Origin of the sequence: Halopiger aswanensis (assembly GCF_003610195.1) — an archaeon.
GTDB lineage: Archaea > Halobacteriota > Halobacteria > Halobacteriales > Natrialbaceae > Halopiger > Halopiger aswanensis.
The window spans coordinates 191,256-204,548 of the sequence record NZ_RAPO01000004.1; the positions used below are offsets into that span (position 1 = coordinate 191,256).

14 protein-coding genes are annotated in these 13,293 nt (G+C 66.9%); 3 read left to right on the forward strand and 11 right to left on the reverse strand.

Annotation, left to right across the window (positions count from 1 at the left end; genetic code table 11):
• Positions 1-43: 43 nt before the first annotated feature.
• The 5 genes from ATJ93_RS18790 to ATJ93_RS18810 all read right to left on the reverse strand — a co-directional run bounded on the left by ATJ93_RS18790 (position 44) and on the right by ATJ93_RS18810 (position 2,868).
• Positions 44-733: an SCO family protein gene (locus tag ATJ93_RS18790; protein ID WP_120246196.1), complete on the reverse strand. Its 690-nt coding sequence runs from the start codon at positions 731-733 to the stop codon at positions 44-46.
• A gap of 141 nt (positions 734-874) precedes the next feature.
• Complete coding sequence (locus ATJ93_RS18795; protein ID WP_120246197.1) at positions 875-1,138, reverse strand: DUF7521 family protein; 264 nt, start codon at positions 1,136-1,138, stop codon at positions 875-877.
• The gene (locus ATJ93_RS18800) at positions 1,138-1,497 is read right to left on the reverse strand and encodes an ArsR/SmtB family transcription factor (protein WP_120246198.1); all 360 of its coding nucleotides are present in this window, start codon (positions 1,495-1,497) and stop codon (positions 1,138-1,140) included. Before ATJ93_RS18800 ends, ATJ93_RS18795 begins: the two co-directional genes overlap by 1 nt.
• Before the next feature lie 313 nt (positions 1,498-1,810).
• Complete coding sequence (locus ATJ93_RS18805) at positions 1,811-2,323, reverse strand: hypothetical protein (RefSeq protein ID WP_120246199.1); 513 nt, start codon at positions 2,321-2,323, stop codon at positions 1,811-1,813.
• The gene (locus ATJ93_RS18810; RefSeq protein ID WP_120246200.1) at positions 2,320-2,868 is read right to left on the reverse strand and encodes a hypothetical protein; all 549 of its coding nucleotides are present in this window, start codon (positions 2,866-2,868) and stop codon (positions 2,320-2,322) included. The genes ATJ93_RS18805 and ATJ93_RS18810 overlap by 4 nt, the downstream gene beginning before the upstream one ends.
• A gap of 107 nt (positions 2,869-2,975) precedes the next feature.
• Between ATJ93_RS18810 and ATJ93_RS18815 the strand changes: the two genes are divergently transcribed.
• Both ATJ93_RS18815 and ATJ93_RS18820 read left to right on the forward strand, forming a co-directional pair.
• Positions 2,976-3,698 (forward strand): DsbA family protein, encoded by a 723-nt coding sequence (locus tag ATJ93_RS18815; RefSeq protein WP_120246201.1) that lies wholly within the window; start codon positions 2,976-2,978, stop codon positions 3,696-3,698.
• 48 nt (positions 3,699-3,746) lie between these two features.
• Complete coding sequence (locus tag ATJ93_RS18820) at positions 3,747-4,655, forward strand: alpha/beta hydrolase (RefSeq protein WP_120246202.1); 909 nt, start codon at positions 3,747-3,749, stop codon at positions 4,653-4,655.
• Positions 4,656-4,724: 69 nt separating this feature from the next.
• Here the strand turns inward: ATJ93_RS18820 and ATJ93_RS18825 are convergent, their stop codons facing one another.
• The 3 genes from ATJ93_RS18825 to ATJ93_RS18835 form a co-directional block, all read right to left on the reverse strand.
• On the reverse strand, positions 4,725-6,347 hold the full coding sequence (locus ATJ93_RS18825; RefSeq protein WP_120246203.1) for a multicopper oxidase family protein: 1,623 nt from the start codon (positions 6,345-6,347) through the stop codon (positions 4,725-4,727).
• Between the two features lie 133 nt (positions 6,348-6,480).
• Positions 6,481-7,041, reverse strand: coding sequence for a class I SAM-dependent methyltransferase (locus ATJ93_RS18830; RefSeq protein ID WP_120246204.1), 561 nt, complete (start codon positions 7,039-7,041; stop codon positions 6,481-6,483).
• 2 nt (positions 7,042-7,043) lie between these two features.
• The gene (locus ATJ93_RS18835; protein ID WP_120246205.1) at positions 7,044-7,481 is read right to left on the reverse strand and encodes a DUF302 domain-containing protein; all 438 of its coding nucleotides are present in this window, start codon (positions 7,479-7,481) and stop codon (positions 7,044-7,046) included.
• Between the two features lie 117 nt (positions 7,482-7,598).
• Here ATJ93_RS18835 and ATJ93_RS18840 point away from each other — a divergent pair, with 117 nt between their 5' ends.
• Positions 7,599-7,811 carry a hypothetical protein gene (locus ATJ93_RS18840; protein WP_120246206.1) on the forward strand — a complete coding sequence of 71 codons (213 nt, stop codon included), beginning with the start codon at positions 7,599-7,601 and terminating at the stop codon, positions 7,809-7,811.
• Between the two features lie 117 nt (positions 7,812-7,928).
• On the opposite strand, the gene ATJ93_RS18845 is transcribed toward ATJ93_RS18840, so the two are convergent.
• The 3 genes from ATJ93_RS18845 to nrfD are packed head-to-tail and all read right to left on the reverse strand — an operon-like array spanning position 7,929 to position 13,289.
• Entirely contained in the window at positions 7,929-8,708 is a 780-nt protein-coding gene (locus ATJ93_RS18845) for a molecular chaperone TorD family protein (protein ID WP_120246207.1), read from the reverse strand.
• The gene (locus tag ATJ93_RS18850; protein WP_120246208.1) at positions 8,705-12,037 is read right to left on the reverse strand and encodes a molybdopterin-dependent oxidoreductase; all 3,333 of its coding nucleotides are present in this window, start codon (positions 12,035-12,037) and stop codon (positions 8,705-8,707) included. The genes ATJ93_RS18845 and ATJ93_RS18850 overlap by 4 nt, the downstream gene beginning before the upstream one ends.
• Positions 12,030-13,289, reverse strand: a complete 1,260-nt coding sequence (nrfD, locus tag ATJ93_RS18855) for an NrfD/PsrC family molybdoenzyme membrane anchor subunit (RefSeq protein WP_120246503.1) — start codon at positions 13,287-13,289, stop codon at positions 12,030-12,032. Before nrfD ends, ATJ93_RS18850 begins: the two co-directional genes overlap by 8 nt.
• Positions 13,290-13,293 lie beyond the last annotated feature (4 nt).

Here is a 13,293-nt window from a genome sequence, read left to right on the forward strand (position 1 = left end):
TCGATCGGCGCTGGATTCCGCCCAGCGTTCGCCTCCGTCTCGGTTACGACGTCGCCACCGTCTCGACGTCGTCGACGACCGTCGACGTCGCGATGGTCGCGCCGTTCGGATACGCGCGTTCGACCAGTCCGCGCTTGTTGACGAGGAAGATGTAGGCGAAGTGCGGAAACATGTACTCGAGATCGTCGTACTCCTCGGCGTCTCGCTTCTCGAGCGGGAGTCCGTACCGGTCGGCGACGATCGATTTGGCGTCCTCGTAGCGCTCCGGGCGCAGGAAGTGCCAGTTTCCGGCTTCGAGGTCGACGCCCCGTTGACCGGCGTACGTTCGCAACACGTCTTCGGTGTCCCGTTCGGGATCGAACGTCATCGCGAGGAACGCCGCGTCGTCGCCGTACCCGTTCTCGGCCGCGACTTCCTGTGCGCGTCGTAACCGGAGTATCAGCGCCGGGCAGACGCCGTCGGGACACGACGTGTAGAAGAACGTCACTAGCATCGCTCGCTCGCCCTCGAACTGATCGGTCGAAACGGTCTCACCGGTCAGGGGGTTCGGGACGCTCGCCGCGGGAAATTCGTCACCGTAACTGGGATGGCTCGCCTCGCTCAGGTCGCGTTCCGGCGGCTCGAGGATCACGTCGTCGGTACCGGCTCCTGCGAAAGAGAGGGTATCTAAACACCCCGCAGTGGCGGCGACGCTCGAGGCGGCGATCGATCGGAGATACAGTCGTCGGTTCACGGGTCAGCGTTTCGGTTCCACACCTAAATCCGAGACGGCGATTCCTCGAGTCGGAAAATCGGGGCGAACTGCGAGGCGGTCGGACGGGTTTTCCCACCCTCGATCGTCGTCGGCAGGATCGTCCGCCAGCCGACGACGCGATCACTTCGTCAGCGACAGGAGCACGAGCACCATCCCGCTCGAGACGATGACCGCCTGTACGAGCGCGGCGGACGCGATCGTCGTCCCGAACACGTGGTAGATGAGTCCCTCGCAGATCGCGCCGGCGCCGATGAAGACGAACCCGCCGGAGACGTACAGCATCGGCGTTTGCCCGCTCCGGCGGTAGCCGTGATACGCCAGATATGCGACCACGAGGCTGAGAACGAGCGTGATCAGCTTGGCGAGCAGGAACGACGTCTCCATCAGTCCTCACCCCGGAGATCGCTCCAGAGGGACGTAAAGTTGTCCGCGAGCTCGTCGCGCGTCTCCAGCGTCAGCGAGAGTTGGCCGTCGGAAATCTCGACGTGGAGTTCCTCGAGCGACGTTTCGAACTTGCTTCGGTGGGAGCCGTCCTCGTCGACGGTGTTGTGTTCCTCGACGAGACCGAGCGCTTGTAACCTCGAGACGCGGCGGTAAACCGTCGTGAGCGACGCGTCGCACTCCTCGCTGAGGGTTTTCGCGGTCTTCGGCCCGTGATCCGCGGCGAGGAGTATCTTCCGCGCGTACTCGTCCGCGAGGATCTGAAAGATTTCCGCCGAGTCCGAAGCGCCTCCCTGTTGCACACGATATACCCCGTCGTTCACCGGCAAATAGGCCACGATTTGCTGACTCAGCAAATCGCCGCGAACGTCTTGTATCCCCGTCGCGCCGCCGATCTTCCCCGCCCGGTTCGTCGCTCGGCGCACTCACACGGTATCGCCCCGGCCGTCTCGAGACCCTCGAGAAAGCGCCGGGCGTCCTCGGCGTTCGGATTGTTGACGGGGGAGAGCTGACGTGGCCGATTTGCCGGCGTCCTACCGAGCTACGTGGGCCGACTGTATGAAGGGGTGTCGAGCTGAATCGCTCTCCTCACGATCCGGCGGCGAGTGACGCGAATCACGGCGCACAGGTCGGACACGACCGACTGTGACGGACGTATATCAGCCCCGCCAGCAGCGTCACCGAGAGGACGCCGAGGACCGGCCGCAACGGATCGAAGTAGGTCATGAGCGCGGACGAACTGAACAGCGCCAGCAGGACGACGTTACAGATCGGACACCCGACGGCCAGGAACCCGCCGACGAGGCCGCCGATAGCCAAGCGATCCTCGCCGAAGTCGCCGACCGTTCCGCTCCCGTCGGCGTTCCCGGCATCGGCGTCGTGATCGGAGTCGGCACCGACCACCCGGGTCGCCAGCCGCTGTGCGGTGTAGACGCCCGCCAGCAGTGCGGTTAGCGTCAGCAACAGGTAGTCCACCGGCGTCCGCGGAACCATACGAACGTACAGCGGGTTCGGAATCAAGCCGGTAACGAGCCCGAACAGTAGGAACACGCCGACTCCGGCGGCCCCACCGTACGCCATCGCCTGCCGATCCGACAGGATCGGTCGGACGAACTCGCGTCCCCTCATTTCGCCCCCTCCGTCGCGACCCCACACCGTTCGGGATGGCCCGCCCGTCCGAGGAAGAACAGCAACAGGCCGAGACCGCCGACGCGGAGCAAGGCGCCGTCGTAGGGGAGCACAGCGAGTCCGCCGGCGAACCCGAGAACGCCGAGCAGCCCCGCGCCGCAGCTCGCACAGCCCGACGCGAGGAGCCCCGGAACGATGCCGGTGAGGTCGGCGAGACTCGAGGTGCCGACGAATCGGAACTGGGCGACGGCGTTGACGACGGCGACGCCCGAGAGGAGGGCGTAGAGGACGACGACTGCGAGCCCCGTCCAGCCGTCGGTGCGATACACCGTTTCCGTCAGGGAGACGAGGACGTACTCGAACCAGTGGAGGCCGTCGCCGAGCATCTGGATCGAGAACTCGGGCATCGTAGTCAGGATCAGCAGCGCGTACGTGGCGACCGTGACGAGCACGAATCCGATCGTTCCCCGCCACGTCTCGAACGGATACGATACCGCCGCAGAGAGGTTCACGATGTGCGTCTCGATTACGTCGCGCGGAGCCATCTAGGCGGTCAAACGGCGGGAGGTGGGAAAGCCCCGACTCCGATTTGCTGACCCAGCAAATCGACGATTCCGTTACGGGTATCGGGTGAAACCGTCCAAAACGACCGATGTCACTCGATCAGCCGTCCCGGCGCGCCTTCCTCGCCGGGTCAGTCGTCACGCTCGGTGGTGGCGCATACTACCTCACGCGTTCCGACGAAACCGCGCACGAACTCTCGCCCTCGCTTCACTCGAGCGACGAGACGTCCGCACTGGGGGTCGACCTCGCCGGAAAGCCGATCGTTGGGTCGCCCGACGCGCCGCTCGAGATCTACTACTGGACGGACTTCCAGTGCCCGTTCTGCGAGCGGTTCGAACGGGGGACGTTTCCCGATCTCGTTCGGGAGTACGTCGAGCCCGGCGACGTGCGCGTCGTGGTGATTACGGTGCCGTACTTCGGCGCGGACTCGATGACCGCCGCGGTCGCGAGCAAGTGCGTCTGGGAGCAGGTTCGCGACGACGAGCTCTCCGCCTATTGGGACTGGCACGCGGCGATCTTCGAGGAACAGGGCGAGAAGAATTCGGGGTGGGCGTCGGCCGAGAACCTCCTCGAGTACACCCGTTCGGTCTCCGGCGTCGACGCGGACGCCCTCGAGTCGTGTCTCGAGGACCGACGGTCGGAACTCGAGGACGAGGTCGGCGCGGACGCGGACCGAGCGCGTTCGATCGGCGTGACGGGGACGCCGACGTTCGTCGTCTTCGATCCGGAGACCGAAGCCGCCGGCTCGCTCGTCGGCGCACAGCCGCTGGAACGGTTCGACGAGGCGATCGAACGGATCGAGGACGCGTGATACCGGTCACGATTTATCGTCGATTGGGTGGTACCGCCGTGCAGGACGATGGTTCAGCGGATCCCGTTTTCGTTTCGTAGCGCAGGAGTTACGTGTCGCGGGGAGCAGTACGCGCCGGCCGATGCAGCCGACGGCAGCGAGTACCCCGCCGTCGTGATGGCGCACGGATTCGGCGGCGAACGCTCGTGGCGACTCCCCGCGTTCGCTCGCCGATTCGCCGACCGCGGTATCGCAACGTTCGTCTTCGATTATCGCACGTTCGGCGACAGCGACGGTACTCCCCGGAATCTGATCAGCCCGCGGCGCCACCTCGAGGACTGGCGCGCTGCGCTCTCGTCCGTCCGGTCTCGACCCGACATCGACGACGAGCGAGTCGCGCTCTGGGGGACGTCCTTCAGCGGCGGCCACGCCGTCGCAACCGCTGCTCGCGATCCCGACGTCGCGGCGGTCGTCGCACAGGTCCCGTTCTCCGACGGACTCGCGACGGCGGGCGACCTGATCCGGCGGGGCGGTCTCTCCTACGCTCGCGGTGCGCTCCTCGGCGCGATCACCGATCTCGCGCGGGCAGCGGTCGGTCGCGATCCCCACTACATCCAGCTCGTCGGCGACTCGAACGAGTTCGCCGTATTGAACACGCCCGACGCGAAGCCCGGGTTCGAGTCGATCGTACCCGCTGACGCGAACGTCCGCAACGAGTGTCCGGGGCGGATCATCGCGACCGTCCCCTTCTATCGTCCGATCACCGCAGCTACGGACGTCGCCTGTCCGGCGTTCGTCGTCGAGGCGGCGCGAGACACGATCGTCCCGCCGTGGACAGTCGACCGACTCGTTTCGAAACTCGACGACGTCGAACGACTCAGACTCCCGGTCGGTCACTTCGACGTCTACCGCGGCGACGCGTTCGAACGCGTCATCGATCGCCAGCTCACATTCTTCGAACGGACGCTGGTCCCCTGACGGCGCGGACGCCAGGATCGACCACAGCGAGACGGCCGATCGCTCGACGCGATCGCGGATCGACGTCGATCACCGGTATTCGAACACGCGAGCCATCCCCCGCTCGAGGTGGTAGACGTTGTGGCAGTGAAAGAGCCAGTCGCCAGGGTTGTCCGCGCGGAAGTCGAACGTCACCCGACCGCCGTGCGGTTCGACGAGGACGGTGTCCTTGACCGCGTCGCCGACCTGAAAGAAGTGGCCGTGAAGGTGCATCGGGTGGATCGCCGGACTGCGGTTTACCATCCGCACGCGGACGTGGTCGCCCTCGCTGATCTCGAGGGGATCGGCATCCGGGTACACCTCGCCGTCGATGGTCCACGCGTCGGCGTCGGCGCCGCTCATCATCCCGCCCGACAGCGTGAGATCGAACGTCCGATCCGGTTCCCCGTCTACGTCCAGCGGTTCGAGTGCCGTCAGGTCGCCGTACTCGAGTTCTCGCCCGTCGAACTCCGGCCCTTCAGCGGATCCGTTCTCGGACCCGTTCCCGTACCGGAGTCTCGCCTCCGCGGGGTCCTCCTTGCCGACGACTGGTTCCGCAACGACGGCCCATTCGCCAGGGGAGTCGGCCTCGAGGATCGCGTCGTAGCGCTCGCCCATGCTTATCACGAACGAATCCACCTCGACGGGTTCGACCGGTCGACCGTCGGCGTGCGTGATTGTCAGCGAGTGGCCGCCGACGCCGACGCGATAGGTCGTGGCGCTGCTCGGGTTAATAAATCGTAGTCGGACGCGCTCGCCCGCTTCGACGTCGAACACCGGCGGGTCCGACGGAAGGCGGCCGTTGACGAGCAGTCCCTCGTACGGCGGTCGCTGGCTCATCATCTGATTATCCGGCACCATGCCGTCACCGGGCCCCATCCCATCGCCAGGCCCCATTCCGCTGCCCGGTCCGGAATCGCCATCTGGTCCACCGTCGCCGCTCGGTCCCGTACCGTCGCCGTTCCCGCCCGGACCCATTCCGTTACCCGGTCCGCGACCGCCGCCCCGTCCGTCGCCATCGCCGGGGCCCGTCCTGTTTCCGTCTCCCCCTGGTCCGCCGCCGGGCCCCACGCCGTCACCGTCGCCCGGCGGCGCTTCGGTCGAATCCAGCGTCGGTTCCTCGGCGAGGTAGTCGTCGAGTTGCAGCGCGTACTCGCGGTCGTACTCGACGTGGGGCGACTCCTCCTCGACGATCAGCGGTCCGTAGAGTCCCCTGTCGAGTTGTAACCCGACGTGGCTGTGGTAGACGTACGTTCCCGCCGGCGACGCCTCGAACTCGTACTCGAACGTCTCGTCGGTCGAGACGGACTCTTGCGTAACGTCCGGAACGCCGTCCATCGGGTTCGGCACGGGGACGCCGTGCCAGTGGATCGTCGTCCCCTCGGGTAACCCGTTCTCGAGCGAGACGCGGAGGGTTTCTCCCTCGCTCACCCGGAGCTCCGGCCCGGGGAACTGCTCCTCGTACAGCCACGTCTCGCGGCTCTCGTCCGCGCCGACGTCGACTTCCCCGCTTGAGGCGGCCAGCGTTTCCTCCTGTGTACCGCCGTCGTCCTCCTGAGCAGGACGCTCGAGGGTGGCTGATCCGATTCCGCTCGATAGTCCCGCGATCCCGAACAGCGTCGCGCCGGCGCGCAGTGCCCGCCGTCGCGGGACGGTTCGATCGTTCTCGTCCATCACAGAATCGCCCACGACTGCCGCGAAAAAGGAGGGGCATGACAGCGCGGGCAGATCTCGACCCGTGTCCGAGAACTGTGATCTCGAGACCTGCCGGAGACCACGACTGCGTTCGAACAGGCCGTACACGACCTCACTCGAGCGTCGCGATCAGCAGAAAGGTCTCCGGGCGGACGGCCCGGTGTTCGATCGCGAACCCGGCGTCGCGGAGCGCGTCAGCCGCTTCGTCGGCGCTGTAGCGCTCGTCGACCGGCGGCCCATCCTCGCCGGAGCCGGTCGCCGCCCAGTCGACGACGACGAAGCGGCCGCCGGGTGCGAGGACCCGTCGGATCTCCGCGAGCGCGTCGTCGCTCGCGAACTCGTGGTAGGTCATCGTCGAAAACGCGGCGTCGACGCCGTCGTCCTCGAAGGGCAGGTCGCTCACGTCGCTGGTCACGAGGTCGACGTTCTCCGGAACGCCCTTCTCGCGGTAGTACTCGTGCATCTCCTCCTGGACGTCGACCGCGTAGACCGTGCCGGCGTTGGGCGCGACGTCGTCGGTGAAGAAGCCGGTCCCGCTGCCGAGGTCGGCGACGGTGTCGGCCGGCGAAGGCGAGAGCGCCCACAGCAGTTCCTCGGCCGAGACGAACCGGTATCGCCGTCCGGCTTCCTCCAGTTTGTCCGCTCGGGACGCGTCGAAGGTATGGTAGCCCATGGTTACAGTTCCTCGAAGGCTTCATCGACGAGTTCGCCGGTCTCCGCGACGATGTCCGCCATCTCATCGTCGTCGGGGGCCATCCCCACGAGACGCGCGATCCGCATGATCGAAACGTGGTAGACGCGCTGTCGACCCGGCTCCTCCTCCCAGATGACGACGTTACACGGGAACAGCGCGCCGAGTTTTCCGTCGGTGACCTCGAGCGCCCGGTCGGCCACCGCGGGGTTACACGCGCCGAGGACGTAGTAGGGATCGCGGTCGGCGCCGACCTTCTCGTTGAGCAACTCGGAGGGCGAAAACTCGACCGGAACGCCGAAGCCGGCGTCGGTGAACACCTCGCGTACGCGTTCGATCGCCTCCTCGTGGTCCATCTCGAGGACGGTCTGCGTTTGACCGATGTCGTCCGGGTCTAGTTGCGCGGGATCGATCGGAAGCATTGTTCGTGTAGAGTATTGGGCCGTATACGAAAGTCAGTTCCGGATCTCGACGTCGCCATTTCGCCGGCCCGGAAAATCGACCGAATACATATCCGTCTCGTTTGCGGAGACTTCCCTATGGATTCGGACGCTGCGTCCCGGCGGACGCTCCTCAGCGTTGCAGGTATCGCGAGCCTCTGTTGTGTCGGACCCGGCGCCGCTGCCGTTACCGGCGGCACCACCGTCGGGTTGGTCGCCGGGCTCGTACAGGGACTCGTCGTGTTCGTCGTTCTCGGTGCCGTCGCGTTGCTGTTCCGACGACGGTCCGACTGCTCGTCCTGCGATACCTAACCGCATTCGATAGACGGCACCACGAGCGGTTGTTCCGCTGGTCTCGACGGTCGTAACGTCGATTTCGAAATCGGTTTGCGACCGGGAGCGAACGAATCCGACCACGGCTGCGACGCGTCATCCGGTTTCCGCGTCCGTTCCGTCACCGTCGAGGTCGCGCGCGTGCCACGCCGCCGCCGTCCGGGCGAGCGCGGCCGTCGCCGCGAACACGCCGTCTCCGTCGGCGTCCGCAACAGCCTCGTGGAACGAATCGAGCCAGCCCAGCTGCGTCAACGTCTCGTCCTGAAGGCGCTCGAACCGTTCGGCGGCGTCTTCGTCACCGCGGTCACGCCGCAGCGCCGCCGCGCGGGTCGTCGCCGCGAGGAACTCGAGTTGCGCCGCGACGTGGTCGGGGAAGTCGCCGCGCTCCGGACGGAATCCGGCCCGGTCGTACAGCGACGCCATCGCCGCGGCCGGATCGCCGAGCAACTCGCCCGCCGCGCCCTCGTCGTGAAACGGCGAGTCGGACTCGAACGATTCCGACGGCCGATCCCGGTGTGCGGAAGCGATCGGCGGGACGTACCGCGGCCCCGGGACGACGAACAGATTGTCGTAGGCGATCGACAGTGCGTCCGCATCGACTGCCGTGCGTCCGAGCGCGTCCGGTTCGGAGCCGATCGGTAGCGTCGCCGCGACGTCGACTAGCGCACCGTCCTCGATCGCCGTCGCGAGAACGTCGACCTCGCCGTCGAACGCAGCTGCGAGCAGTTCGTACAGGGTGGCTCGAGCGTCCGCGATGCCCCCGGGCTCGAGTGCTGGTCCGGAGTCTGACGCGGATTCGGAGTCGGGGTCGACGCCGCACGGCGCTGCGGCTTCCGCGTCGCCCGTGCGCTCCGAGTTCGAATCTGTCGGTGTCATCGATCGCTCACCCGTTCGATCTCGACGTAGGCGGCGAACTGCGCGTTGCTGCCGCCGACGGGGTCGCTCAGACCGACGTCGCCGAGTTCGGAATCGAGGGGCTGGACGTGGTTGACCGCGAAGCCGGCGTCGCGGCCCGTCGCGTAGCCGCCCGTGTCCTCGCCCGGCGTGTCGAACGCGTGGTCGGCGTGGCCGTACCGCTCGGTCGCACCCGTCCGGCGCTCGCCGTCGATAGTGGTGTCGGTCGCACCACCGCCGGCGCGGCCGAATCCCCAGGCGGCGCCGACTACGCCGGGGCGGATCCCGCCGGTGACGCGAGCGGTCGCCTGGACGGTGCGGCGGCCGGCGTCGATCCGAATCAGATCGCCGTTCTCGATGCCGCGTTCGGCGGCATCTCGAGGGTTGATCCACACGGCGTTTCCGGGCTCGGTCTCGCGGAGCCACGCCGAACCGGTCGTCCGGTGCATCCCCTGTGTCCGGGGCTTCCAGTTCGTCAGCTGGAGCGGCCGGTCGTGGTCCGGCTCGCCGTCGCTCGTCACCGGGACCTGCACCTCGCCGTCGAAGTGGACGACGTCCTCGACGCGGGGCAGTGGATCGAACCGCTCGCCGTCGTAGGCGTGTTTCCCGTTCGGGGCGACTTCGTCGTAGAAGTTCACCCGACTCGCGAGTTTGTACCGCATGTGATCGCCGTCGTAGGCGTTCGTGTCCGGGTGCCGGCCCGCGTAATCGTAGTCGTGGCCCCGCTCGGCGAAGGTCTCCGCGTAGTCGTCGATCGGCTCCTCGAACCGGCCGCCCCGGTTGAGGACGGTCACGGCCTTGCGCCACTCCTCGTCGGTCACCGCGCCGCGCCAGTTCTCGAGGTCGAACTGCTCGCCGAGGCCCTTTTCGTGGGCCTCTCGGAACAATTCGAGTTCCTCGTCGTCGGCGTCTGGGACGGGGTCGCGGTCGTAGGCGATGTTCGTCGCGAGCTTGACGTAGAAGTCCTCGGCGGTGTCCAGCGGCCACAGGTCGCCGTCGGCGTCGGGGATCGCGTCTTCACCGACGCCCGGCAGGTCCAGTTCCGTCCAGATGTCGATCAGCACCTCCTCGAACGGCCGCGCGTCGGGAACGACGCTGATCGTCGGCTGACTGATCTTCTCGTCGGCCAGGCGCTTGTTCGGGTAGGTGCCGAAGTTCTCCCAGCGCTCGAGGTAGGTCGGCTCGGGGAGGACGTAATCGGCGTAGCGGCTGGTCTCCCCGAGGACGGTATCGGAAGCGACGATCAGTCCGATGGCGTCCTCGTCTTTCAGCACGTCGGGGATCGTGTCCCCGCCGGCCGCGGACATGACGTGGTTGTTCGAGTACGGGCGGATGAACAGCGCCTCGACGCCGTACGGGTACTCGTCGTCGGCGCTGGCGTAGAGTTCCTGGGTCGCCATCGGCGGTGCGACCGGGAACCACGGCCGTTTGGCCGGATAGCCGTCGTCGCGCTCGAACAGCGACGTGTCCTCGTAGTTGACGCCACCTCGGAGCAGCGGAATCCCCCACGGTTCGTGACCGTCGGGGACCGCGCCGAGTTCGTACCGGCCGCTCATCGTCTCGTAGCCCGCGTAGGGGGTGATCTGCCCGCCCTTCCAGTCGAAGTTGCCGATCAGGTGCTGCAGCGTCGATATCGCCCGCGTGGCGTAGAAGCCGTTCGTGTGTTTGGCCGGGCCGCGGTAGGCCATGATCGCCGCGCGCTTGCCGTGGCTCGTGAACTCGTCGGCGAGCCGATCGATCGTCTCGACGTCGACGCCGGCCATCTCGGCGTACTCCGCGAGGTCGTGCTCGAAGACCCGTTCGCGATACAGCGTCCAGACGCTCTTGACCGACTGTCCGTCGACGGTGGTATCGACCTCGAGCGTGCCCTCCGTGACGTCGCTCGCGGGGCCCAATTCGCCGGTTTCGGCGTCGACGGCGACGAACGACTCGGGGTCGTCGGCCTCGAGGCCCAGATCCGACGCCCGCGCTTTGGGACGCTCCTCGTCGTCGACGAGCACGAGGTGGGTCGCGTCGCTCCAGGTCGGTTCGTCGTCGTCCGCCGCGGCGTCCTCGCCGGGGTTGCGGAGGTACGTCTCGTCGTAGCGTTCGTGCTCGATGATCCAGCGGGCCATCCCGAGCGCGAGCGCGGCGTCGGCGCCGGGTTTGACCGGGACCCACTCGTCGGCCTTTTCGGCGGTCTTCGAGAGGCGAGGGTCGACGACGTCCATCCGCATGCCGTCCTCGATCGCGTTCGTCAGTTTCGGGGCGAGCCACGTCGGTCCCTTGTTCGCGACCATCGGGTTGGTGCCCCAGACCAGCAGGTACTCGCAGTTCTCGATATCGGGGTACTGGCGTTTCTTCTGCCCGTCGTGCGAGCGGTTGAAGCCCATGACGCCCGAGAGGCCGCAAACGCCCGCGTGGTGGATGCTGTTGATCGAGCCCAGCCCCTGGTGCCAGAGCCGATTCCGGATGAAGTTTCGCCGGAAGCCGCCGACGTCGACGATCTGGTTGGCCTTCGGCCCGAGGTCGGGATGGTCGGTATCGATCAGGACGTCCTCGTATCGCTCGTCGAACTCAGCACGGCTCAACTCGCCCTCTTGGACGGCCTCCCAGTCGTCCATCACCTCGTCTTCGGGCGCGTACGCCCACATATTTCGAAGGCCGTCGTGGCCGAGTTCGTCGTCGCCCTCGACGATTTCCTCGATAGCCTGCTCCCAGGAGATGGTCTTCCACTCGTCGCTGCCCCGCGGACCGACGCGTTTCATCGGCTTGCGCAGCCGGTAGGTGTCGAAAGCCGTCTGGATGCCGGCCTGACCCTTCAGGCAGATGCGCCCGCCTGAGAGCGACCACTTGCTCACGTCGACGTCGCCGGTTCCCTCGAGATCGCCGGTCGCGACGTCCTCGGGATCGCTCCCGTAGGGGACCTGCGCGTTCGGCTGCGTGTTGAGAAACGAGTACGGGTTGCCCGCGAGCTTGCGCACGAGCGAACTGTACTCGCCGGTCCCGCTCTCGTCGGCCAGGCGAACCTTGATCGGGCAGAACGTGTTGCACTGCCCGCAGGTCGTGTAGAGGACGTCCGAACCCTCGTAGTCGCCGTACTCGGTCCCGACGCCGTGGCCGTCGTCGCCGAACCAGTCGCCGGTCTCGAGGACGGTGCTCCCGAGGCCGCCGGACAGCGAGAGCGCGCCGATGCCGCCGACCGCCTTGACGAAGTCGCGGCGTTCGATGCCGTCGTCGGTACGCTCGGGGTGGGGGCCGGATTCGGTCTCGCTCGATTCTGCATCCGTCGTCGTCTCGGTCGTCGTGTTCGAATCAGTCGTATCAGTCATGAGCCTCACCTCGAGGAACGAGTGGCAGCAGTTCCGTGCCGATCGTGTAGACGAGCACGCCGAAAGCGACGATGCCGGCGGAGAGGATCCACTCCGGCATCGACGGGACGTAATAGCCCGTCGGCAACCCGTACAGCGTCGGCTCGATCTGTGCGGGGACAACGATGTTGAACCGCGTTCCGATCACGCCGAGGACGACGCTCGCACCCGCCGCGGCCACGAACGCCGGTCGCCGTCGCCAGTCGCGTCGGGACAAGAGGACGACCGGAGCGACCCATCCCATGCCGACCATCACCAGCCAGAACGACCACCACATCTCGCCGGTCATGATCGTCAGCCACGACTCGACGTGTCCCGGGTGGAGACTGTACAGCCCGACGAACGCCTCGAGGACCTTCAGCGAGGCGTCGAGGACGATAAAGCCCGCCAGCAGCGCCGCCATGCGCTCGAGCAGTGGCGTCTCGAGCGTTCGACCACCCAGCCACGCACGGAGCACGTACAGCAGGGCGATCAGCGCCATGCCGCTGACGACCGCCGACGTGATGAAGATCACCGGGAACAGGGCGCTAAACCAGTAACTCCGTGCGGCTGCGACCGCGAACAGGTTCCCGGTGCCGCCGTGGACGAAGACGATCGCCAGCGGGATGCCGACGATGCCGAGCCGTTTCAGCCACGTGCGATCGGCCTCGAGGGCCTCGTCGCTCGTGTCGGTCCGGCCGAGCGTCAGCAGGCCGGCGATCCGGCCGCGGAGGCCGTCGTCTTCCTCGCTCCGCGCGACGAGGTCGCGCCGCATCGAGAAGTACAGTTCGCCCATCAGGACCCCGACGTAGAGGACGTACGCGTGGACCTCCCAGGAGAGGACCGACAGCGGCTGGCGCCACGCGAAGGGGTGCCAGAGCCGCCCCATCCGGCCGAGGTCGACCATGACGAACGTCAGCGCGACGATCATCGAGACGATCGCGACGAACAGCGCCTCGCGTTCGATCTCGTGCATGCCCTCGACGTCGAAGACGTTCGAGAGCGTGCTCACGAGGAACGCGCCCGCGGACAGGCCGACGAAGTAGATGTAGAAGGCGACCCACGCGCCCCACGGGACCGTACTCGTGAGGTTCGTCGATCGGAGTCCCTCGGTGACGCGCAGGTAGCCGCCGTACGCGCCGATCCCGAGCAGGACCACGAGCAGCGCGTACCAGGCGATCCGGAGGCGGTTCCCGCCGATTCGTTTCGTGACGGTCGGTGTGTTGGTTGCCATGAGG